The organism is Microlunatus sp. GCM10028923 (assembly GCF_042666975.1).
Taxonomy (GTDB): domain Bacteria; phylum Actinomycetota; class Actinomycetes; order Propionibacteriales; family Propionibacteriaceae; genus Microlunatus.
Genome location: NZ_JBHTFF010000010.1, coordinates 1 through 21,943 on the forward strand (window position 1 = coordinate 1; position 21,943 = coordinate 21,943).

A 21,943-nucleotide genomic window follows, 5' to 3' on the forward strand; every position below is an offset into this window, starting at 1 on the left:
AGTCCAAACGCGACATCATCCGCCGCCTCAAACGCTACATCGCCCGCGACGTCCACAAGATCATCACCAAAGCCCTCCGACCCGCAGAACCCACACCCGCGACCCCTTGACAAACATAGGGGCATCCAGTCGCTGTGGGCGGGGTCGGGTCGGGCAGGTTCCCGCACCCTGAACGGCCCATCCGCCGTCCGCAGTGACCGGGCAGCTGTGCAGCGACGCGCCGCCAGAACGCCTGCTTTTGTGCCGGGTCAGCGGGGTTTGGTGGGGCGGGGTATTGGGGGTTTCGGACACGTTTGGGTTGCGTACGGGCCCGGATCGCTTGACTCATCCTGCTCCCAGGGGTAACGATGTGACCGGTCACATTTCGACCTTGTTACGCCGGAGCGACTGGAATCGCCGATGGGGGAGCCCGATTCCGTTCTCGTACCGACGAGCCGATTCATTGTGGAGGGGTATCTCGTGGAACGTCGCAAATTGATCGCCGGAGTGGCCGTTGGCGCGGCCCTGGTGCTGGGCCTGGCCGGGTGCGCCGGCACGCGGGCCGGTGACCCGGGGGCGCAGCAGCCCGCCGGTGGGGACAACAAGGGTGCGTTGATCGGCGTCGCGATGCCGACCAAGACCTCCGAGCGGTGGATCGACGACGGCAACAACGTCAAGGAGAAGCTCGAGGCGGCCGGTTACAAGGTCGACCTGCAGTACGCCAACGACAAGGTGCCGGACCAGCAGCAGCAGATCGAGTCGATGCTGAACAAGGGCGCCAAGGCCCTCATCGTCGCGTCGATCGACGGCACCGCGCTGTCTCAGCAGCTCGCCGCGGCCGCCGAGGACGGCGTCAAAGTGATCGCCTACGACCGGCTGATCAACGGGACACCGAACGTCGACTACTACGTCACCTTCGACAACAACAAGGTCGGCGTGCAGCAGGGCACCTCGCTGCTGCAGGGCCTGGGCATCCTGGACGCCGACGGCAAGGACACCGGCCAGACCGACAAGAAGACCATCGAGCTGTTCGCCGGCAGCCCGGACGACAACAACGCGCACTTCTTCTTCGACGGCGCGATGAGCGTCATCCAGCCGTACATCGACAAGGGCATCCTGACCGTCGGCTCCGGCCAGACCGAGTTCTCCCAGGTCGCCATCCAGCAGTGGAAGCAGGAGACCGCACAGGCTCGGATGGAGACCATCCTGAACGGCTTCTACGCCAAGGGTGGCAAGAAGCTCGACGGTGTGCTCGCTCCGTACGACGGGCTGTCCCGCGGCATCCTGAACGCCACCAAGGCCGCCGCGATCCCGAACCCGATCGTCACCGGTCAGGACGCGGAGAAGCCGTCCGACAAGCTGATCCTGGACGGCGTCCAGTACTCGACGATCTTCAAGGACACCCGGCTGCTCGGCGAGACCGCGTCGAAGATGGTGGACGACCTGCTCAGCGGCCGCGAGCCCGAGGTCAACGACACGAAGACGTACGACAACAAGGTGAAGGTCGTGCCGACCTTCCTGCACGACACGCACATCGTGACCAAGGCGAACCTGATCAAGGTCGTGGTCGAGTCCGGCTATTACACCCAGGAAGAAGTCGAGTCCGGCCAGTAGACCGCGGCGGCGAAGGAGCAGCGCGATGAGCGACCTCATCCTGGAGATGGTCGACATCAGCAAGACGTTCCCCGGCGTCAAGGCCCTGCAGCACGTGAACCTCAGCGTCCAGCGCGGCGAGGTGCACGCGATCTGCGGCGAGAACGGCGCCGGGAAGTCGACCCTGATGAAGGTGTTGTCGGGGGTCTACCCGCACGGCAGCTTCGACGGCTCGATCGTGTACGACGGCCAGCCGGCCACGTACTCGTCGATCCGGGATTCCGAGAAGGCCGGGATCGTGATCATCCACCAGGAGCTGGCGCTGAGCCCGTTCCTGTCGATCGCGGAGAACATCTTCCTCGGCAACGAGCGGTCCCGGGCCGGCCTGATCGACTGGAACGCGACCAACGTCGAGGCGGCGAAGCTGCTCCGGCGGGTCGGTCTGTCGGAGAACCCGGCGACCAGGATCACGGACATCGGCGTCGGCAAGCAGCAGTTGGTGGAGATCGCCAAGGCGCTGTCCAAGGACGTCCGGTTGTTGATCTTGGACGAGCCGACGGCGGCGCTGAACGACGAGGACTCGGCGCACCTGCTGGACCTGATCCGAGGCCTGCGTGATCACGGGATCACCTGCATCATCATCAGCCACAAGCTGAACGAGATCCGCTCGATCGCCGACAACGTGACGATCCTGCGGGACGGCCGGACGATCGAGACCCTGAAGGTGCATCCGGAAGACACCGACGAGGTGTCGGAGGAGCGGATCATCAAGGGCATGGTCGGCCGCGATCTGCAGAGCCGCTACCCGGACCGGATGCCGGAGATCGGTGACGAGGTGCTCCGGATCGAGGACTGGACCGTGCACCATCCGCTGGAGCACAGCCGGGTCGTTGTCGATCACGCCAATCTCAACGTCAAGGCCGGCGAGGTGGTCGGCATCGCCGGCCTGATGGGCGCCGGCCGGACCGAGCTGGCGATGAGCGTCTTCGGCCGCTCGTACGGGCACAACATCTCGGGCCGGATCTTCAAGCGTGGCGAGGAGATCCAGATCCGCACCGTGCAGCAGGCGATCAAGCACGGCATTGCGTACGCCACCGAGGACCGCAAGCGGTACGGGCTCAACCTGATCGAGGACATCAAGCGCAACATCTCCGCCTCGGCGCTCGGCAAGCTCGCCCAGTGGGGCTGGGTGGACAGCAACGCCGAGCGGCTGATCGCCGACGACTACCGCAAATCGATGCGGATCAAGGCGCCGAACGTCGCCGCGATCACCGGCAAGCTGTCCGGCGGCAACCAGCAGAAGGTCGTGCTGAGCAAGTGGATGTTCGCCGACCCCGACGTCCTGATCTTGGACGAGCCGACCCGCGGCATCGACGTGGGCGCCAAATACGAGATCTACACGATCATCAACCGGCTGGCCGGCGAGGGGAAGGCGATCATCGTGATCTCCTCCGAACTGCCGGAGCTGCTGGGCATCTGCGACCGGATCTACGCCCTGTCGGCAGGCCGGATCACCGGCGAGGTGGCCAGTGAGACCGCCGATCCGGAGCAACTGATGCAGTACATGACCAAGGAATCCTGATCATGACCGAGTGCGACAAGCGAGGAGTGGCCTGATGTCGGTCAACACGCCCTCACAGGAGCAGGCGCCGGAGACTCCCAAGATCACGCCGCGGCCGGCCCCGGCCAGCAGCGCGATGGCCTTCCTGGCCAGCCGACTGCGCCAGGTGGGCATCTTCATCGCGCTGGTGGTGATCATCGCGCTGTTCCAGGGGCTGACCCAGGGCAACCTGCTGACCCCGCGCAACGTGACCTCGATCATCGGCCAGAACGCGTACATCCTGATCTTGGCGATCGGGATGGTGATGATCATCATCGCCGGCCACATCGACCTCTCGGTCGGTTCGGTGGTCGCGTTCGTCGGCGCGATGAGTGGCATCCTGATCGTCAACTGGCACTGGCCGGTCTGGCTCGGCATCCTGGCCAGCATCGTCATCGGGGCGCTGATCGGTGCCTGGCAAGGGTTCTGGGTGGCCTACATCGGGATCCCCGCATTCATCGTGACGCTGGCCGGCATGCTGACCTTCCGGGGACTGACCCAGATGGTGCTGCAGAACGTGCCGATCACCCCGTTCCCGCCGGAGTACGCCGAGATCGGCGTCGGCTATCTGCCCGACCTCGCCGGCGGTCAGTCCATCTTCGAACCGCTGACCCTGGTGCTCGGCTTCGTCGCCGCGATCGCCCTGCTGGCGCAGAGCATCCGGGAGCGCCGCAAGCGGGTCAAGCTGCAGCTGGAGGACGAGCCGCTGTGGTGGTTCGTGGTCAAGCTCGCGTTCATGTTGATCTTCCTGCTGGCGATCACCTTCGTGCTGGCCAGCTACCGCGGTACGCCGATCGTGCTGATCATCCTGGCCGCGCTGGTGCTCGGCTACACCGTCGTGATGAACCGCTCGGTATTCGGCAGGCACGTGTACGCCCGCGGCGGCAACCTGCTGGCGGCGCAGCTGTCCGGCGTGAACACCAAGGCCGTCGACTTCTGGCTGTTCGTCAACATGGGCGTGCTGTCGGCGATCGCCGGCATCGCCTTCACGGCCCGGAGCAACTCGGCGCTGCCCAACGCGGGCAACGGGTTCGAGCTGGACGCGATCGCCGCGGTGTTCATCGGCGGCGCGGCGGTGACCGGCGGCGTCGGCACCGTGACGGGCGCGATGATCGGCGGACTGATCATGGGCGTGCTGAACAGCGGCATGCTGCTGCTCGGCCTCGGCACCGAGGCGCAGGCCTTCATCAAGGGCTTCGTGCTGTTGCTCGCGGTGGCGTTCGACATCTTCAACAAGCGGCGGGCCGCGAACGCCTCGAAGTGATCACCGAAAGCAGCGCCGGGCGGGCTCCGGGGGCCGCCCGGCGCGCTGCGGGATCCGTGACCCTCAGAGGGTCTCGGTCACCTTGGCCAACCCGCGCGGGGCGTCCGGGTCGGAGCCGCGGGCGACCGAGAGATGCAGCGCCAGCAGCTGGAACGGAATGATCTCCAGCAGCGGCGACACCTCCTCGGCGACCTGGCCGGGCAGCGCGTAACCGGCCGACGCCGCCCCGACCGCCTCGTCCGCACCGACGCAGCAGACGTCGGCACCGAGGTCACGAAGCCGGGACAGCACCGGCAGCATGGCGGCGCCGCCGTGGCCGTCGTTGATCGTCGCGAGCACCGGCACCTGGCGGTCGATCATGGCCAGCGGGCCGTGCAGCAGATCGGCGCCGGAGAACGCCTGCGCCGACAGGTACGAGGTCTCCATCAGCTTCAGCGCGGCCTCCCGCGCCGTCGGGTACGAGTAGCCGCGGCCGGTGCTGACCAGCCGGGACGCGAACCGGTACCGCTCGGCCAGCCGGACGAACTGGTCGTCGTCGGCGATGACCTGGTCGGCCAGCTCGGGCAGCCCGTCGGTCGCCGACCCGTCTCCGCCGCGCACCGCGTCGAGCAGCAGATAGAGCGCCAGCAACTGCGTCGTGTACGACTTCGTCGCCGCCACCGCCCGTTCCTCGCCGGCGCGGATGTCGAGATCGAGCTCGGAGACCTCGGCCAGCGGCGAGGACGGCTGATTGGTCACGGCGAGGGTCAGCGCACCGCACTCCCGGGCCACCTGCAGCGACTGGACCAGGTCCGGCGACCCGCCGGACTGGCTGACCGCGATCATCAGCGTCTGCCGGAGGTCCGGGCGCGACCCGTACGTGGTCATCGTGGACGGCGAGACCAGCCCGGCCGGCAGCTGGAGCACGATCTCGGTCAGATACTTCGCGTACAGGGCGGCATGATCACTGGTGCCCCGCGCGACGAACAGCACGAACCGCGGTGCGTAGTCGGCGATCCGCCGTGCCGCGGCGCGTACCTGGTCGCGTCCCTCGATCGACAACCGCCGCCAGGCCGCCGGCTGTTCGGCGATCTCGGCGGCCATCCGTGCGCCCGGATCGGGCATTGGCGTCTCCTTCTGCTGCTGCTGGGCCGGGGTGTGGGCCTGGCCGGGACAACCTTGACACACTCGCCCGTTCCGTGACCGATCGACCGCCGACTGGTTGACTACCCGCCGTGACGCAGGACGACGGCCGGTACGACTCGGAGACGTTCCCGCTCGGGGCGATCGAGCGGATTCAGCTGCGTCGCTCGTTCGCGGTCCTGATCCCGGTGGCCGTCCTGGCCGGGCTGGGCACCGTGCTCCTCTTTCCCCGGCAGACCGGCCTCGCGGTCGTCTGCGCGCTGGTCGCGGCCGCCGTGCTGGTGGCGGTGGGCGTGCTGCTGGTTCGGCTGCCGTGGTTCCTGACCCGGCAGGGACTTCGGACCGATGCGGCCGGGCTGACCCTCTACGCCGAGCCACGGTGGTGGTTCCGAGGCTGGCGGATCGTCCTCCCTGCGACTTCGATCACGGGCGTGACGCCGCTCAGTCCATCCGGCCGGACGGCCGACGCGGCGTTGGTGATCACGGTCGACGAGCCGGCGTCCGGCGGCGGGCCGGTCTGGTTCACGGCCCTCCCGCCCGGCACGAAGCCACCCCAGGGACCGCCGGCCGATGATCATCGGATCCTGGTCCAGCTTCCGGAGCCGGACCTGGACCGGATCCTCGCTGCGGTGGAACGGATCCGGGACGGTCGACCGGTGGCCGGTCCTTCCGCGCCGGTCCGCACCTGGGTGCCGGTGCGCGTCGGGCCGATCGTCTCCTGGGCACTGGCGAGCGCGGTCGGGCTGACGGCGACCCAGATGCCGTTGTGGACTTACGTTTCGGGCGGTACGGCCTCCGGGTGGACCGACCCGGTGCTGATCGTCCTGATCATCCTCGCCGTGATCGTGATCGCTGCAGTGGTCCGGTTCGCGCCGGCGGCGCTGGCCCGGCAGGGCGTCGCCGTCGGGCCGGACGGGATCGAGGTGTGCCGCGATCCGCTCGCCTGGCAGGCCGGCTGCCGGTGGCCGATCGGCTGGCCGGCGCTGCGTGGTGTCTCGGGCGTCTACTCCGACCCGGGCCCCCTGATCAACCCGGACACCCAGCACGAGCGGCAGCGGGGTCCGGCCACCGTCCTGGAGTTGATCTTGAACGAGAGCCCGGCGCCGCCGCCGCTGCCGCGCTGGGCCCGGGTGGTCCCGCCCGGCGTGGTGGCCCGGCGGCTGGTGGCGGACCGGCCGCGGCTGATGATCACGGCCGGTGACCCGAAGTCGGCCGAACGGCTCCGCTATCTGGTCTCCCGGTGGCTGGATCCGGTCGAGCCGGACGACCCGGAGGAGCTGGTACGGACGGTCCGCTGGATCGCCGTGCCACGCCGCGGAGTCGTTCCGGTGATCACCGGCGCCGCGGTGTTGATCATGATCGGAGCCGCGTGGATCGGCTCCGGAGTAAGGCCGTTCGCGAACGCGCCGGTCTGGCAGCAGGCCCTCTGGCCGGTGCTGCCGCTGCTGGCCGTCGCCGGCCTGGTCTGGCTGATCGGCTGGCTGCTGCCGTCCCGGCTGGCCCGCGGCGGCGTGCAGGTCGAGCCGGCCGGGATCCAGCTGGTCCGGGAACGCTTCCTCTGGTCGGCCGAACTGCGCAGCCGGCTGCCCTGGAGCGGGATCGGCGAGATCCGGGTGGTCCGGGTGTTCTCGCCGGCCGGGCTCTTACAGGGCACGCTCGACGATCAGGCGGTCGAGCTGACCTTGATCACGCCCGACCTGCCGCGGCTGCCGCACTGGGCCGGGCGACGGGCCGAGTCGGAGCAGCGCCTGCTGGTGCGGACCGGCCGCTCGGGCGCGGCGACGTTGATCAGCGCGATCGCCGACGTACGTCCGGAACGGTGATCAGCGGGCTTCCCGGGCCAGGAACCCGATCACGACCGCGGTCCACCAGAACACCTGGGACGCGCCCGCGAGCACGGCGCCGAAGATCAGCACCCGCCGCGGCGGGTTGTGCTGCCAGCTGCGCAACCGCCGGCCGGCCGCCAGCGCACACACGCCGACCGCCGCCGCCCCGGCGACCGCCGCGATCTTGATCAAGGTCAGCGGCGACTCGAGTTCCGGTCCGAGCAGCATGCCGCTGAGGCACAACCCGGTCAGCCCGCACCAGGTCAGCGCGGTGGCACGGTGGGAATGCCCGACCACGTCGGCCAGGGTGGCCCGGCCGCGGAGCCAGAGCAGCCCGTACCAGTCGATGCTGAGCACCGCACCGAAGCCGACGATGAGCGAGCCGAGATGGACGAACAGGACGACCATCCGTACGCCCTCGGGCAGTGACACCAGCACCGAGGCCGCCGAGATCGCGATCACCAGGACGACGGAGAGTACGGCGAGCCGAATTTCGGCAGCCGTGATCAGGACCGGACGCAGGTCGAGCTCAAGCGCCATTCCCAACTCCCCCGAGTTATGTGATCTTCACGGCAAATCGTCGCACAATCGGGCGGTTAGGGGAGGATGACCGCAATCCTGAGACGAACGGCCGCAGTCCGGAAACGACTGCGCCGGATGATCCCAGGTGTGGGATCATCCGGCGCGAGTCGCTCGAGGGCTTAGTGTGGGGACGCCTTCTCGGCCCCGGCGCCGGTCAGAGCACGTACGGACAACTCGTCGAACCTGGCCTGGCTGGTCCGGTCCTTGCTCAGGATCGTGCCGAGGAAGCCGCACAGGAAGCCGATCGGGATCGACACCAGGCCCGGGTTGTTCAGCGGGAACCAGGCGAAGTTCACGCTCGGGATGAGCGAGGTCGACGCGCCGGACACCACCGGCGAGAAGAACACCAGCCCGACCGCGGCGATCAGGCCGCCGTAGATGCTCCAGACCGCACCCGCGGTGTTGAACCGGCGCCAGAACAGGTTGTAGATCAGCGCCGGCAGGTTGGCCGAGGCGGCGACCGCGAAGGCCAGCGCGACCAGGAACGCGATGTTCAGCCGCTGTGCCGGGATGGCCAGGGCGATCGCCACCGCACCGATCACGAACGCCGCGATCCGGACCACGAACAGCTCGCTCTTCTCACTCGCCCGGCCCTTCATGATCACGTTCGCGTAGAGGTCGTGGGCCACCGAGGACGCCGAGGTCAGGGTGAGCCCGGCGACCACTGCCAGGATCGTGGCGAACGCGACCGCGCCGATCAACGCCAGCAGCACCGAACCGCCGATCGAGTCGCCGCCGCCGACGGCCTGGGCGAGCAGCGGCGAGGCCAGGTTGCCGGTGGACTTCGCGACCGCGCTCTCCTTGGAGGTGTCCAGCAGAGCCGCCGCGCCGAAGCCGAGCACCAGCGTCATCAGGTAGAAGGCGCCGATCAGGCCGATCGCCCACAGCACCGACTTGCGGGCCGCCTTCGCCGTCGGCGTGGTGTAGAACCTGATCAAGATGTGCGGCAGGCCGGCGGTGCCGAGCACCAGGGCCAGACCCAGCGACAGGAAGTCGAACTTGCCGACCAGGGTCTTGCCGTAGAGCTGCCCCGGTTGCAGGAACGCCTCTCCCTTGCCGGTGTTCTCCGCGGCCGCGCCGAGCAGCGTGGACAGGTTGAACCCGAACTTCGCCAGCACCAGGATGCTGATCAACAAGGTGCCGATCATGAGCAGCACGGCCTTGACGATCTGCACCCAGGTGGTGCCCTTCATGCCGCCCAGCGTCACGTAAACGATCATGAGGATGCCGACGCCGATGATCACCAGGTTCTTCAGCAGCGGGCTGTCCACCGACAGCAGCAGGGCGACCAGGCTGCCGGCGCCGACCATCTGGGCCAGCAGGTAGAAGATCGACACGACGATGGTCGAGCTCGCCGCCGCCGCGCGGACCGGCGTCTGCCGCATCCGGAACGCCAGCTGGTCGGCCATCGTGTACTTGCCGGAGTTCCGCAGCAGCTCGGCGACCAGCAGCAGCGCCACCAGCCAGGCGACCAGGAACCCGATGGAATAGAGGAAACCGTCGTAGCCGTACAGGGCAATGGAGCCGGAGATGCCGAGGAACGAGGCCGCCGACATGTAGTCGCCGCCGATCGCCAGGCCGTTCTGGAAACCGGAGAAGGATCGGCCGCCGGCGTAGTAGTCGTTCGCGTTCTTGGTGTGCCGGGACGCCCAGAACGTGATGTAGAGCGTCAGCGCGACGATCACCAGGAACAGGGCGATCGTGAGGAAACGATTGCTCTCCGTGGCCATCGGGATCATGGTGATCACCGGTTCGCCTCCGTCCGCTCGTTCTCGTACTTCTCGTGCAGTTGATCGGCCAACGGATCAAGGGACTTGCGCGAGTGCCTGGCGTACAGGAACGCGATCAGGAAGGTCGACACGAACTGCAACAGGCCGAAGATCAACGCGACATTGATGTGGCCGGCCACCTTGATGTTCATGAAGTCGCGGGCCCAGTTGTTGCAGATGACGTAGGCGATGTACCAGATCATGAAGACGATCGTGGCGGTCACCGCGAAGGTGAGGTAGCGGCGCCGCAACTCGCCGAATTCCTGACTGCGGGCCACGCTGCTGTACGCACGAGCCTCGGGACTGTCCCCGCCGGGAAGGCCGGGACCTGGCAAAGGGGGTTGAACCACGAGAAACCTCCACACTGAGAGCCGCAGACTGACGCGGGCAAACCAAGATCGACAGTATCGTTCGGTTGTGGGGGTTGGCCAGCGACACTACAGGCGGATCTGAACCCCGCTGTCTGCTTCGGCCGGGTTGAGTTGGGAATGATCAACGACCGCTCGCCAGCAGGAGATCTGGTACGGCAGCATCAGCGGTTCGGGCGGTCGGGCCACCGAGGCGTACAGGTCGTCGACCTGCGCGAGCAGCTCGTCCCGCTCGTCGCCGGACAGCTGGGCCGTGGCCGGACGGCGGCGCACCATGTCGCGCAGGTCGTCCCGGGTGGCCGGCACCCAGTTGCGGAAGTTCTTCCTGGTCAGCTCGGTGAAGTACGGGCTCTCGGCGATCCACTCGACCGAGTCGGCGCCGTAGTCGCCGGTCATCGCGGCGGGGTCGTACCGCTGCAGCAGCGCGGCCAGCCGCTGCACCCAGGGCACGGTGTCGTCCCGGGTCACGTACAGGACGGCGAGCCGGCCCCCCGGCCGGAGCACCCGCGCGATCTCGGACAGCGCGAGTCCCGGCGCGAACCGGTGCAGCGTCTGCGCGGCGGTGACGACATCGAAATGACAGGCCAGGAACGGCAGCGATTCGACCTGCCCGACGACGTGCCGGGTGCCGAGTCGTTCGGTCAGCCGGCGGATCGCCGTTTCGTTCCGGTCCAGGCAACAGACCTGGTGACCGGCCTGATGGAGCATTCCGGCCAGTCCGCCGCGACCGGACCCGACGTCGAGCACCAGCGCCGGCCCGTCGCCGACCATCCACGCCGGCGCCTGGGCCGGAAACGGGGAAGATCGCGGACCCTGCATGGCCCCGACTCTAGTGCAGGGCCGCCTCCGAACCGTGGCACGCGGGGACGCCCGGGCCCGGCGTAGTGCGGTGTTCTTCCGGGTCTGGACAGGGCCGCGTTCGGTCCCTCCTTCGGCCTTGCATCGGTGGTCCCGGACGCCTGGTGCGGGCTGTGCAGCTTGGTCGTTCGGCGGCGGTGCGGCCACACTGACCGGGTGACCGAACCCGACCCGTTGATCACGCTGGCCGGACTCGAGGGCGTGCCGTCCGCGGTGGCGGCAGCCCGGGATTCCGTCGACGCCGTGCTGCGGGACCGCGGGCTGCGCCGGATCGCACCGGAGTTGCAGGCCCGGGCTCTGCTGGACGGGGCGCGCGCCAACGCGGAGCTGTCCGACGATCCCGACGGGCTGCTGCCCGGTGCCGTACGGGCCGCGGGAGAACTGCACGAGTTGGCCGGCTCGATCCTCCGGGCGCCGGGGCAGGTGATCGCCCGCGCGCACACGCTGATCGCACACGGTCTGGTGCCGCCCGAAGAGCTCGGCCGGATCCGGCCCGGGGCCGGCGAGCGGCTGGCCGGGCTGCAGCGGTTGCTGACCGCGCCGAGCGAGGCGCCGGGTCTGGTCCTGGCCGCGGTCGTGCATGCGGAGCTGGCGACCGTGGCGCCGTTCGGGGTCGGCGACGGAGTGGTGGCTCGGGTGGTCGAGCAGGCCGTCCTGGTCGCGCGCGGCGTCGATCCGCTCGGCGTGGTTCCGGTACCGGTCGGGCATCGCGACCTGGCCGACGAGTACCGGGCGAGGCTCGCCGGCTACGCCGAGGTGTCCGGGGTCGGGCCGTGGATTGCGTACGTCGCTCGGGCGGTGACCGGGGCCGCGGAACGGCTGGCGTTCCGGATCGGCGAGTCCGCGAATTGATCCGGACGTTATAACGGCGCCCGCTCTAGAGCGGGCGCCGCCAAGCACGACATATCCGAGTGACCAAGCGCGCACGGCCCGTAGTGTTGGCCAAGGCGCGTGCCCTCTCAGCGTCGGGCCGCCCGATGGCGCAACAACCCATAGAAGGTGGGTGATCCTCGCGTGGGTACTCGGTTGTCGTACAAGGAATCTGGCTCGTCGCTTCCAACTGTCCGGACGGATCTCGAAAGATCGTTTCTCCGACCACCTGGTGTTCGCGAGTCGTTTTCCTTGCTGCTATTTCTACCTCGATTTCGAGCCAATGAGAAGACCTTGTAGACCAGCAATTTCGTGGCACGCTTGAGTTTCATCGGTGTGATCAGCCGTGCCGTTTGCGGCGCCCTCGGGTCGGCCGGGTGCGGCCGGACGCGGGATCCGGCCGGTTCATGATCAACTACGGAAGTTGATCATGGAACCAGGTTTGTCCACAGGTCGGCCGGGACGATTTTCGTTGTCCACAGATTTTCTTCGGGGCGGCGGACGGCGGGTTTCCTGCGCAGAGTCCCGGGCATGAAACTCACCCCACGACGTGGCCGCGGGGACGCCGAAGGTGGCACGTCGCCCCGCTACCCGCAGATCGTCATCCTGGCCACCGACCCGGAACTGTTGGATCGGGTGCTCGCGGTCGCCGCGGCCGCGGGCGTCGAGCCGCGCGTGCTGCCCGACGCCGGCGCGATCCGCGGACTCTGGTCGATCGCCGATCTGGTGATCGTCGGGCTCGAGGTGGCGCCCCGGTTGGCCACGCTCGGGCTGCCGCGACGGGACGACGTGTACCTGGTCGCAGCGGACGACGCCGGTGGCGAGGCGCCGCGCTGGTCCGGGCCGCTGAGCGCGGCCGTCGTCCTGTTGCCGAGCGGGTCGTCCTGGCTGACGGCCGCGGTCGCCGACGCCTGCGGTGGGCGGGCCGCCGACACCAGGCTGGCCGCGTTCGTCGGCGGTTCCGGCGGAGCCGGTGCGACCACCTGTGCCGCCGCGCTGGCGTACCAGGCGGCGCGGGCGGGCCGTTCGACGCTGCTGCTCGACGTCGACCCGCGCGGCGGCGGGATCGACCTGGTGCTCGGAGCCGAGGAGGAGCCGGGTTGGCGCTGGCCGCGGCTGGAGCGGGCCAGCGGGCACCTGGGCGAGCTGGCCGGGCAGCTGCCGCGGGTCGAGGGCGTCGATCTGCTGGCGATGCCGCGGGTGGCCGGCGTCGCGCCGACGGAGCTTCCGGCCGAGGCGATCCGGGCCGTGCTGCTGGCCGGGCTGCGCGACTACGACCTGGTCGTCGCCGACCTGCCCAGGGTTCCGAGCGAAGCCGCGGCCGAGGTGCTCCGGCGTGCCGACCGGACCTACCTGGTCGTCTCCGGCGAGCTCCGCGGGCTGGCCGCCGCGCGGCAGACCCTGGCCGAGCTGGACGAGCGGTGCGGGCCGGTGGGCGCGGTGCTGCGGACCCGGTCGAACGGCCAGGTGGACGAGGCAACCGTCGGCGACGGACTCGGGATCGAGGTCGCGGCGACCTTCCAGGACGAGGCCGCGGTGTCCCGGGCGGCCGATCGGGGCGAGCCGCCGGGCCGTGCTGCCCGCAGTTCGCTGGCCCGGGCCTGCCGGCGGCTGCTGGACGACCTGGACACCGTCGACGACCTGGTCGAGTCCGGCACCGGACCCGGGCGAGCGGCCTGAGCGATCACGATGACCACCCTGGAACTCGAACCGATCCGGGCCCGGCTGGCCGGCCTGGGCCGGGAACACACGCCGGCGGACGTCGCGGCCGCGATGCGGGCGGAGGGCACCGCGGTGACCGACGCCGTGCTCCTGGAGACGCTGGAGGTGCTGCGCCGGGACAGCGTCGGCGCCGGGCCGCTGGAGCCGCTGCTGCGGCTGCCCGGCGTGACCGACATCGTCGTCAACGGGCCCGGCGAGGTGTACGTCGACGCCGGCGCCGGCCTGGTCCGGACCGAGTTGGCGTTCGCGGACGAGACCGAACTGCGCCGGCTGGCCCAGCGGCTGGCCGCGTCCGTGGGCCGGCGGCTGGACGACGCCTCACCGTTCGTCGACGCCCGGCTGCCGGACGGGACCCGGGTGCACGCCGTGCTGGCGAACCTGGCGGCGCCGGGGACCTGTCTGTCGCTGCGGATCCCCGCGGCACGTACGTTCTCGCTGGCCGACTGCGTCGCCTCGGGATCGGTCAGCGAGCCGGCCGCCGAACTGCTGACCTCGATCATCGAATCGCGGTCGGCGTTCCTGATCAGCGGCGGTACGGGCTCGGGCAAGACCACGCTGTTGGCCGCGTTGCTCGGGCTGGTCCCGCCGACCGAACGGATCGTGATCGCCGAGGACTCCCGGGAGCTCGCGCCGCGCCATCCGCACGTGGTCCGGCTGGAGGGCCGGCCCGCCAACGCCGAGGGTGTCGGGGCGGTCACGTTGACCGACCTGGTCCGGCAGTGCCTGCGGATGAGGCCGGACCGGCTGGTCGTCGGCGAGGTGCGCGGCGCGGAGGTGTGCGACCTGCTGGCCGCGCTCAACACCGGCCACGAAGGCGGATGCGGCACCGTCCACGCGAACACGGCGAGTCAGGTGCCCGCCCGGCTGGAGGCGCTGGCGGCGCTCGGCGGCCTCGGCCGATCGGCTCTGCACGCCCAGTTGGCGGCGGCCGTCGAGGTCGTGGTGCATCTGGTCCGGGACCGGACCGGGCAGCGCCGAGTCGGCGAGATCGCCACGCTGACCCAGGACCGGGCCAGCGGGCTGGTGATCGCCGAGCCGGCCCTGACCTTCGACCGGGAGGGCCGGCCGTGCCGGGGACCGTCGGCCGCACGCCTGGAACGACTCCTGGGGCGATCATGACCCTGCTGGCCGTGACTCTGGCCGCGCTCGCCGCGGTGTTGATCATGCCGTCCAGCCCCGGTCGACGGGTGCTGGACCGACTCACGGCCGGAGGCCAGGTGCCGGTCCGCCAGGTCGGCCGGCGGCGCTGGCTGGTGCTGGTGCCACTCGGCGTCGCGGTCGTCGTGGTCGCCGGGACGCTGGGTGGCGGCCGTGGTGCTGCGTACGCGACGGCCGGGGTGATCATGGGCGGGCTGGCGCTCCGGATGATCATGGGCGGTGGTCGGCGGGGACGGTCGATCCGGGCCGAGGCCGAGATCGCCGACGCCTGCCGGGCGCTCGCCAACGAGGTCCGGGTCGGCAAGATCCCGGCCGACGCACTGGCCTCGGCCGCCGTCGATCACCCGGTCCTCGCCGACGCCGACCGGGCCGACCGGCTCGGCGCCGATGTCGCCGATCTCTGGCGCCGCCAGTCCCGGCTGCCCGGCCATGCCGGACTGCTCCACCTGGCTCGCGGCTGGGAGGTCTGCCGGGCCACCGGCGCACCGCTCTCGGTCGTCCTCGACCAGATCGCCGACAGTCTCGGTGCCGATCAGACGGTGCGGCTGATGGTCGCCGGCGAACTGGCGGCGCCACGGGCCAGCGGCAAGATCATGGCCGTGCTGCCGCTGCTCGGGATCGGCCTCGGCTACCTGATCGGCGGCGACCCGCTCGCCTTCCTCTGGCGCGAGCCGGTGGGCTGGGCCTGCCTGGTCGGCGGCACCCTGCTCGCGGCCGCCGGCATCCTCTGGGTCGATGCGCTGGCCCGGCAGGCGGAGCACGAGTAGGCGGAGCACGAGGAGAGGGAGGAATCGATGGACGGCACGACCTGGCTGATCGCCTCCGCCGGACTGGCCGGGCTGACCCTGGCGCTGGCGATGCGCGGCCCACGTCGCCGGGCGGAACTGCTCGGCGAGGACACCGAAGGTGATCGGGACCGGCTGGCCGGCCTCCGGCGGTGGCTCGACGGGCGTCCCGGCGCGCCCGCGCTCCGGCTGCGGATGGCGGCCGGCTTCATGATCATGATCGCGGTGATCATGGTCGGCCTGGTCCGGCTGCCCGAGCTCGGCCTGATGATCATGCTGCCGGCGGGCGGGGCCGGTCTCGGGGCCGTCGTCGCGACCGGCTGGGTCGAGACGGGTGCGTACCGGCGGAGACGGCAGCAACTGATCATGGACCTGCCGCAGGTCCTGGCCCTGCTCGGTGCCGCCGTCGGTGCCGGCCTGCCGTTGCGCGGCGCGGTCCGGGAGGTGGCCGCCGCGTCCGTCGGCCCGGTCGCCGAGGACCTGCACCGGGTGATCGCCCAGATCGACCTCGGCCGGCCCGAGGAGGAGGCCTGGCGCGAGCTGCGCCGGGACCCGGTCTGGGCACCGGCTGCGGTGGACCTGGCCCGTTCGGTGGAATCGGGGACCAGGCTGGCGGAAGCGCTCCGGCGGCACGCGGAACTCGCCCGGCAGCGCCGGCGGGCGGCGATCGAGATCGTCGCCAGGGCAGTAGGTGTCCGTTCGGTGCTGCCCCTGATGGCCTGTTTCGTCCCGGCCTTCATCCTGATCGGCATCGTCCCGACCGTCGCCTCGGCCCTGCTGAAGGTCTTCGGCACCCACTGATCCATTCATGGCTCGGTCCGGATCGGCTGCGCGCGGGTCGGTCCGCCCGGCATCCGTACCCGAGGGATCTCCAGGGTTGGTCGGCCTGCCTGGTGTCTGAAGTTGGGCTGGCGAAGGCTCGGTGTCGGAAGGTGGACTCGCGCGATCGTCGTCGGAATGTATTCGGCCACGTCCCGTTATCGGGTGCAGGCTCCCGGGCAGGTCCGTCGTGGCATGCCGGCTCCCGGGCTGGTCCCTCGCCGCATGCCGGCTACCGGGCAGGTCCGCCGTCGCATGCCGGCCGAGCGCACGCCCGTCGTCGCCAGCCGGTCCGTAGGCCTGGCACCCGGCTGGGCCCCGGCCGGCCATCGGCTCGTCTTCGAGCCATCGGTTTCGCCACATGCTCTTGTACTCGCGCCAGGTTCTCCGCCTTGCTCCGCGTTCTGCTGTCATGATCACCGCCCTGCTCCACGCTGGGGCGCAGCCTGCGGCTCCCCTTACGCACCTGGTGATCGACTTCTGGGCCTCGCCGCGACGGTCCGCTGCCTCCGCGCCTTGTTCCTCTGGTGATCGACTTCACGGGCTCGGGAGCTGCGTTGCCCGGCCCCTCGGTGTCGGGTCTTTCCTCCTGGTGATCGACCTCCTGGACTTGCGCGCCGTGACGGCCCACCCACGACCTCTCGAGCTTCCTCGCGACTTCTCGGCCACGGCTGCGACTGCCGCGTCCATACGCGACCGTTTCGCCCGTCCGCGACCGTTGCATCGGTCGCGGATAGGTGCACCGGTCGCGGATCGGCGGCGGAAGCGTGGGCCGGGAACCGGATCCAGGTTGTCCACAGCCGCGGTGTTGTCCGTTGTCTTATCAACAGATTTCTTTCCCTGCGGTCGATTGCGGCAGAACTGCGCAGACTCCCGGGCGTATCCGCGGTGGATGCGGCATCGCTCGGCGAGCCGACGGTGCGTGAGTGAAGGAGCAGGAAATGTCGGAGATCATGAAGGGTACGAAGGCGGAGCTGGAGCTGGTCGACGCCGAGCCCGGGGCGCGGAAGCCGGTGCTCCATCGAGACGAACGGGGCCTGGTCAGCGCCGAGTGGGTGCTCGGGATCGTTGCCGCCGCGGCTCTGGCCGGGGTGCTGCTCGCGATCGTGACGAGCGGTCCGGTCGAAGAGTCGCTGGTGAAGGTCGTTCTGGACATCATCGGCAGGTTGACCGGCCTGCTGAAGTGACCGGACCGGCCATGCCGACGAGTGATCAGCGGCAGCGATCGGGCGACGCCGGCATGAGCCGGTTCCGGGACCGCGGGATGGTGACGGCCGAGTTGGCCGTCTCCATCCTGGCGGCCCTGGCGCTACTCAGCCTGCTGAGCTGGGGCATCGGCCTGATCGTTCTGCAGCTGCAGTGCGGTGACACGGCAGCGGAGGTCGCGCGGCAGGCGGCCCGGGGTGACGAGACCGGCATCGCCCGCGCGAAGCAGGATGCTCCCGACGACGCGGTGATCATGATCGACAGGTCGGGCAACACCACGATCGTCACGGTGCGGCTCGAGGCGCGGCCGCTGTCGGCGCTGGTGCCTGCGGTGCCGCTGACCGCTTCGGCGGAAGTGGTAACCGAGCCGGGCGAATCGGGTTGACGGTCCGCGCGGAATCCGAGGACGGAGGACAGCTCATGATCATGAACAGCCGGCGCGGTCGGTCGCGCTCGCTCGGGGAAGCAGGAGGTACCGGAGAGGGACCGGCGGGCCGTCGCCGGCGCAGGCGATCAAGATCGCCCGGGGATGCCGTAGATGGCGGAAACGGGCTGTCCGCGAGCCGATGGCTGCCGCCGCGCGACGAGCGGGGGAGCGGGACGATGCTCATGGTCGGGGTCATGATCGTGATCACCGTGCTCGCGTTCGTCGGCACCTGCGTCGCCGGGTACGCGGTCGCGGTGCACCAGGCCCGGGCGGCCGCGGACCTCGCCGCACTCAGCGGAGCCGTGGCCCGAACTGACGGCGGCGACGGCTGTGCGACGGCGACCTCGATCGCCCGAGCCAATCGGACCACGATGACGACCTGCGACGTGGTCGGCGATCAGCTGGACTTCGTGATCACGATCCAGGTCCGTCGCGACGTGCCACCCCTGTGGCCGGGACTCCCGGAATCGGTCAGCGCGAAGGCCCACGCCGGCCCGGTGTCCAGCCCGCCCTGAGGGGAGGGGGCGCTTCAGGATCGGATCGCGACAACCGGTCGCGAGTTCGTGCTCGTCCCCGCCCCGACCTCGATGGTCACCCTGGATGGTCGTCGCCGCGAATGGTGGTCACGCCAGGATGGTGGTCACGCCAGGATGAGGGTCACGCCAGGATGAGGGTCACGCCAGGATGAAGGTCACGCCAGGATGAAGGTCACGCCAGGATGAAGGCCTCCCCAGGATGAAGGCCACCCCCGAAGGATGATCACCTGCGGCCGATGATCCGGGAGGTCAGGACTTGGAGTCGTCGTCCCGCGTGAGTTCGTCGGCCTCGTCGAGCATCCGGCGGCGCTCGTCGGCGGTGGTCTCGCCGTCCTCCGAACGGCCGCGCCGGCCGGAACGGTCCTTCCCGGAGGAGGTACGGCCGGGCTCGCGGCCCGCGCCGGCCGACCCGCGTGCCGAGGGGTCGGCGGGCTCATCGAGATCCAGCGCGCTGCCTCGGGAGGAGTCGCCGCGTCGGGAGGCGGTGGCGGAGTCGGCCGGGTCGGCGTCGGACTTCTTGGTGCCCGACTCCTTCGCGTCCGAGGGATCGGCGGTCCGCCCGGTCGCGTCGGCCTTGGCTGCCGGGTCGCCGGCGGTTCGCGTCTCCTTCGACGCCGCACCGCTCGTGGTCGCGCCCTTGCCCGGCAGCGACTTGCCGCGGACCCCGGCGGCGGCCTTGAGCGCCTTGATCTCCTTCTGCTGGGAGCGGAGCCGGACCAGGCCGGACCAGAGCAGCCAGCCGGCGACGGCGAGGACGAGCATGGTCACGGCGCCGGTGACGTACACCCCGGTGATGTTGGCCGGGATCCGGGCCACGAAGATCTGAAGATCGAAGGATTGCGGGTTTCCGATGATGATCGCGATGGTGAACACGATCACGAGGACGACCAGCACCACAGCTACCGGGATCATGCCGGTCATTATGGACCCCGGATGCCGGCAGGTGTGGGCAATCGGGCACCCCTCGCGGGTCCCGGCCGGTTCGCTGAATCAGCCCCCGCAGCACGGGCGGGACCGGTTCAGGTCAGTTCGGGCGTCCGGTCGAGCAGCCGGCCCAGCAGCGCCCCGGCTCCGGCCTTGTCCAACGGGGTGTTGCCGCGACCGCACTGTGCGGAGACGACGCAGGCGGGGCAGCCCGCCTGACATGGGCAGTGATCAACCCGGTCCGCGGCGGCCCGGATGAGTTCCTGGCCGGCCAGGAAGGCGAGCCGGGCGAAGCCCGACCCACCGGGATGGGCGTCGTGCAGGAACACCGTCGGGGCGCCCGTGTCGGCGTGCGCCACCGCCGAGACGCCGGCCACGTCGCCCCGGTCGCAGCGGGCGAACAGCGGCAGCAGCCCGACCAGGGCGTGTTCGGCGCCGTGCACCGCGCCGCCGAGCTGGGCCGCCGACATCTCATGATCATCGACGGTCACGGTCCACCAGCAGGCCGCGGTCCGCATCCGACGTTCCGGGAGGTCGAGCGGGTTGGAGTCCCAGACCGCGCCGGTCGCCTCGTCCCGGCGCAGGTAGCCGATCACCCGGGAGATCACGTCGACCCGGCCCAGCCGGAGCCGGCCCGCCCCGGAGGTGACGGCCTCGCGCTCGTCGACGATCTGCACCTGCTGCGACACCTGGGCCTGGGTGTAGTAGCCGGGCCGGGCGGGGGTGACCATCGCCTCGCCGGCTTCAAGATCAAGTTCCTGGCACAGGTACGTCTCGCCCTGGTGCAGATAGACCGCTCCGGGATAGACGGTCGCGTCGGCGCTGGCCCGGTCGGCGTGGCCGAGCACCCGCCCGGTGGACTCGTCGACGATCTCCACCGGCCGGCCGCCGATGGACCGCAGGTCGATCCCGTCGACGGCCCGTTCGGCCCTGGTCCAGTAGGCGCCGTCCGGTCGCCGGCGCAGCACACCATGATCACAAAGGCCCTTGATCAAGGCCGGCGCGGTCGGGCCGAAATAGGCCGTGTCCCGGGCCGTCAGGGGCAACTCCTGGGCGGCCGCGGTCAGCTGGGGCGCCAGGATGTAAGGGTTCTGAGCGTCCAGGACGACCGGTTCCGGCGGAGCCGCGAACAGTTCGTCCGGGTGATCGGCGAGATACTGGTCCAGCGGATCCTGCCGCATCATGATGATCACGTCGGCGTCGCCGCCGCGTCGCCCGGCCCGGCCCGCCTGCTGCCACATCGCGGCCCGGCTGCCCGGCAGGCCGGCCATGATCACCGCGTCCATGCCGGCGATGTCGATGCCCAGCTCCAGGGCGTTGGTCGCGGCCACGCCCATGATCGACCGGTCCAGCAGCGAGCGTTCCACGGCGCGGCGGTCCGAGGCCAGATAGCCGCCCCGGTACGACTCGATCCGGGCACCCGACGGATGATCATCGAGGTGCTCCCTGGCCTGCAGCGCGACCAGCTCGGCCATCCGCCGGGACGGGGTGAACGCGATCGTCTGCCGTCCCTCGGCGACCAGCTCGGCGAGCAGCGTCGACGCCTCCGACTCCACCGATCGCTCGGGCTGCCACAACTCCATCCGGACCACCCCGTGCGGCGAGCCGTCCTCGGTCACCGGCGCCACCTCGACCGCGTCGACGCCGACCAGCTCGGCCGCCAGCCGTTCGATGTCCGAGCCGGTCGCCGAGGCCAGCGCGAAGACGGGCCGAGCCCCGTACCGCTCGGCCACCCGGCGCAACCGGCGCAGCACGCACCCGACCTGCGATCCGAAGACGCCGCGATACCGGTGCGCCTCGTCGATCACCACGTACCGCAGCGAGGAGAGGAAGGAGGACCAGCGCTCGTGCCCGGGCAGGATCGAGGCGTGCAGCAGATCCGGGTTCGTCAGGACATAGGAGGCGAAGTCACGCGCCCAGTCCCGCTGCTCCGGCGCGCTGTCCCCGTCGATCGCCGCGATCGGCCAACCCGCCGGACCGAGCTCGGCGCCGGTCCGCAGCTGGTCGTGGGCCAGCGCCTTGGTCGGGGCCAGATAGAGAGCGGTGTGCGGGCGCCGCGGACGCAACAGCGGGTCCCGGTCCGGCGCCGCCAGTCCGCCCGCCGCTGCCGGCCCGCCGTACGTCGCGGTCAGCACCGGCAGCAGATAGCCGAGCGACTTCCCCGAGGCCGTACCCGTGGCGAGCGCGGTGTGCCGGCCCCGGAACAGGCTGTCCGCAGCCTCGGCCTGGTGCCGCCAGAGGCCTTCGATCCCGCCCCGCCGGGCGACCGCGTCCCGGACCTCGGCCGGCACCCAGTCCGGCCAATCGGCCGCCCGGGCGGTGCGCGCCGGCACCAGATGGCGATAGCGCACCCGGTCGGCCCGACTCAGCAACTCCACCTCGATCAGCTTTCCTTATTGTTCTGACGCTTTCCGCCGGAGTCGCCTCCGGGGAAGGCGGCGGCTTCACCGTACGTGCACGCCTCGGGGCCACTGTGACGGGCGTCTCGGAGGTTTTCGGGTACGGCCTTCGGGACCGATGAGCAAACCAGTGCAC

The 21,943-nt window shown here is 70.3% G+C and carries 19 protein-coding genes; 12 read left to right on the forward strand and 7 right to left on the reverse strand.

The window, feature by feature from the left end:
• Positions 1 to 459: 459 nt before the first annotated feature.
• From chvE to mmsB, 3 genes are read left to right on the forward strand one after another with little or no spacing between them, the layout of a single operon-like run.
• Positions 460 to 1,593 (forward strand): multiple monosaccharide ABC transporter substrate-binding protein, encoded by a 1,134-nt coding sequence (chvE, locus tag ACFQU4_RS23000; RefSeq protein WP_377496362.1) that lies wholly within the window; start codon positions 460 to 462, stop codon positions 1,591 to 1,593.
• A gap of 25 nt (positions 1,594 to 1,618) precedes the next feature.
• On the forward strand, positions 1,619 to 3,154 hold the full coding sequence (mmsA, locus tag ACFQU4_RS23005) for a multiple monosaccharide ABC transporter ATP-binding protein (RefSeq protein WP_377496364.1): 1,536 nt from the start codon (positions 1,619 to 1,621) through the stop codon (positions 3,152 to 3,154).
• Between the two features lie 34 nt (positions 3,155 to 3,188).
• Positions 3,189 to 4,436 (forward strand): multiple monosaccharide ABC transporter permease, encoded by a 1,248-nt coding sequence (gene mmsB / locus ACFQU4_RS23010; protein ID WP_377496366.1) that lies wholly within the window; start codon positions 3,189 to 3,191, stop codon positions 4,434 to 4,436.
• Between the two features lie 63 nt (positions 4,437 to 4,499).
• Here the strand turns inward: mmsB and ACFQU4_RS23015 are convergent, their stop codons facing one another.
• Positions 4,500 to 5,540: an SIS domain-containing protein gene (locus tag ACFQU4_RS23015; protein ID WP_377496368.1), complete on the reverse strand. Its 1,041-nt coding sequence runs from the start codon at positions 5,538 to 5,540 to the stop codon at positions 4,500 to 4,502.
• A gap of 110 nt (positions 5,541 to 5,650) precedes the next feature.
• On the opposite strand from ACFQU4_RS23015, the gene ACFQU4_RS23020 reads away from it, so the two are divergent.
• Positions 5,651 to 7,381: a hypothetical protein gene (locus ACFQU4_RS23020; protein WP_377496370.1), complete on the forward strand. Its 1,731-nt coding sequence runs from the start codon at positions 5,651 to 5,653 to the stop codon at positions 7,379 to 7,381.
• Here the strand turns inward: ACFQU4_RS23020 and ACFQU4_RS23025 are convergent, their stop codons facing one another.
• The 4 genes from ACFQU4_RS23025 to ACFQU4_RS23040 all read right to left on the reverse strand — a co-directional run bounded on the left by ACFQU4_RS23025 (position 7,382) and on the right by ACFQU4_RS23040 (position 10,922).
• Positions 7,382 to 7,924, reverse strand: coding sequence for a hypothetical protein (locus tag ACFQU4_RS23025; RefSeq protein WP_377496372.1), 543 nt, complete (start codon positions 7,922 to 7,924; stop codon positions 7,382 to 7,384).
• A 161-nt stretch (positions 7,925 to 8,085) separates the two neighbouring features.
• Positions 8,086 to 9,705, reverse strand: coding sequence for a cation acetate symporter (locus tag ACFQU4_RS23030; protein ID WP_377496937.1), 1,620 nt, complete (start codon positions 9,703 to 9,705; stop codon positions 8,086 to 8,088).
• Positions 9,706 to 9,710: 5 nt separating this feature from the next.
• A complete protein-coding gene (locus ACFQU4_RS23035) occupies positions 9,711 to 10,013 on the reverse strand; it encodes a DUF485 domain-containing protein (protein ID WP_377496374.1) in 303 nt (100 codons plus the stop codon).
• Between the two features lie 159 nt (positions 10,014 to 10,172).
• Positions 10,173 to 10,922: a class I SAM-dependent methyltransferase gene (locus ACFQU4_RS23040; RefSeq protein ID WP_377496376.1), complete on the reverse strand. Its 750-nt coding sequence runs from the start codon at positions 10,920 to 10,922 to the stop codon at positions 10,173 to 10,175.
• Positions 10,923 to 11,117: 195 nt separating this feature from the next.
• Here ACFQU4_RS23040 and ACFQU4_RS23045 point away from each other — a divergent pair, with 195 nt between their 5' ends.
• The 8 genes from ACFQU4_RS23045 (at position 11,118) to ACFQU4_RS23080 (ending at position 18,463) form a co-directional block, all read left to right on the forward strand.
• Positions 11,118 to 11,813: an oxidoreductase gene (locus ACFQU4_RS23045; protein ID WP_377496378.1), complete on the forward strand. Its 696-nt coding sequence runs from the start codon at positions 11,118 to 11,120 to the stop codon at positions 11,811 to 11,813.
• A 549-nt stretch (positions 11,814 to 12,362) separates the two neighbouring features.
• On the forward strand, positions 12,363 to 13,511 hold the full coding sequence (gene ssd, locus ACFQU4_RS23050) for a septum site-determining protein Ssd (protein WP_377496380.1): 1,149 nt from the start codon (positions 12,363 to 12,365) through the stop codon (positions 13,509 to 13,511).
• A gap of 9 nt (positions 13,512 to 13,520) precedes the next feature.
• Positions 13,521 to 14,672, forward strand: coding sequence for a TadA family conjugal transfer-associated ATPase (locus ACFQU4_RS23055; protein ID WP_377496382.1), 1,152 nt, complete (start codon positions 13,521 to 13,523; stop codon positions 14,670 to 14,672).
• Positions 14,669 to 15,478, forward strand: a complete 810-nt coding sequence (locus tag ACFQU4_RS23060; RefSeq protein ID WP_377496384.1) for a type II secretion system F family protein — start codon at positions 14,669 to 14,671, stop codon at positions 15,476 to 15,478. Before ACFQU4_RS23055 ends, ACFQU4_RS23060 begins: the two co-directional genes overlap by 4 nt.
• 27 nt (positions 15,479 to 15,505) lie before the next feature.
• Complete coding sequence (locus tag ACFQU4_RS23065; RefSeq protein ID WP_377496386.1) at positions 15,506 to 16,297, forward strand: type II secretion system F family protein; 792 nt, start codon at positions 15,506 to 15,508, stop codon at positions 16,295 to 16,297.
• A 959-nt stretch (positions 16,298 to 17,256) separates the two neighbouring features.
• Positions 17,257 to 17,502, forward strand: a complete 246-nt coding sequence (locus tag ACFQU4_RS23070; protein ID WP_377496388.1) for a DUF4244 domain-containing protein — start codon at positions 17,257 to 17,259, stop codon at positions 17,500 to 17,502.
• Between the two features lie 77 nt (positions 17,503 to 17,579).
• Complete coding sequence (locus tag ACFQU4_RS23075) at positions 17,580 to 17,906, forward strand: TadE family type IV pilus minor pilin (protein ID WP_377496390.1); 327 nt, start codon at positions 17,580 to 17,582, stop codon at positions 17,904 to 17,906.
• A gap of 41 nt (positions 17,907 to 17,947) precedes the next feature.
• Positions 17,948 to 18,463 carry an Rv3654c family TadE-like protein gene (locus ACFQU4_RS23080; RefSeq protein ID WP_377496939.1) on the forward strand — a complete coding sequence of 172 codons (516 nt, stop codon included), beginning with the start codon at positions 17,948 to 17,950 and terminating at the stop codon, positions 18,461 to 18,463.
• 270 nt (positions 18,464 to 18,733) lie between these two features.
• On the opposite strand, the gene ACFQU4_RS23085 is transcribed toward ACFQU4_RS23080, so the two are convergent.
• The gene (locus ACFQU4_RS23085) at positions 18,734 to 19,396 is read right to left on the reverse strand and encodes a hypothetical protein (protein ID WP_377496392.1); all 663 of its coding nucleotides are present in this window, start codon (positions 19,394 to 19,396) and stop codon (positions 18,734 to 18,736) included.
• 107 nt (positions 19,397 to 19,503) lie between these two features.
• Positions 19,504 to 21,786, reverse strand: coding sequence for a DEAD/DEAH box helicase (locus ACFQU4_RS23090; protein ID WP_377496395.1), 2,283 nt, complete (start codon positions 21,784 to 21,786; stop codon positions 19,504 to 19,506).
• Between the last annotated feature and the right edge of the window lie 157 nt (positions 21,787 to 21,943).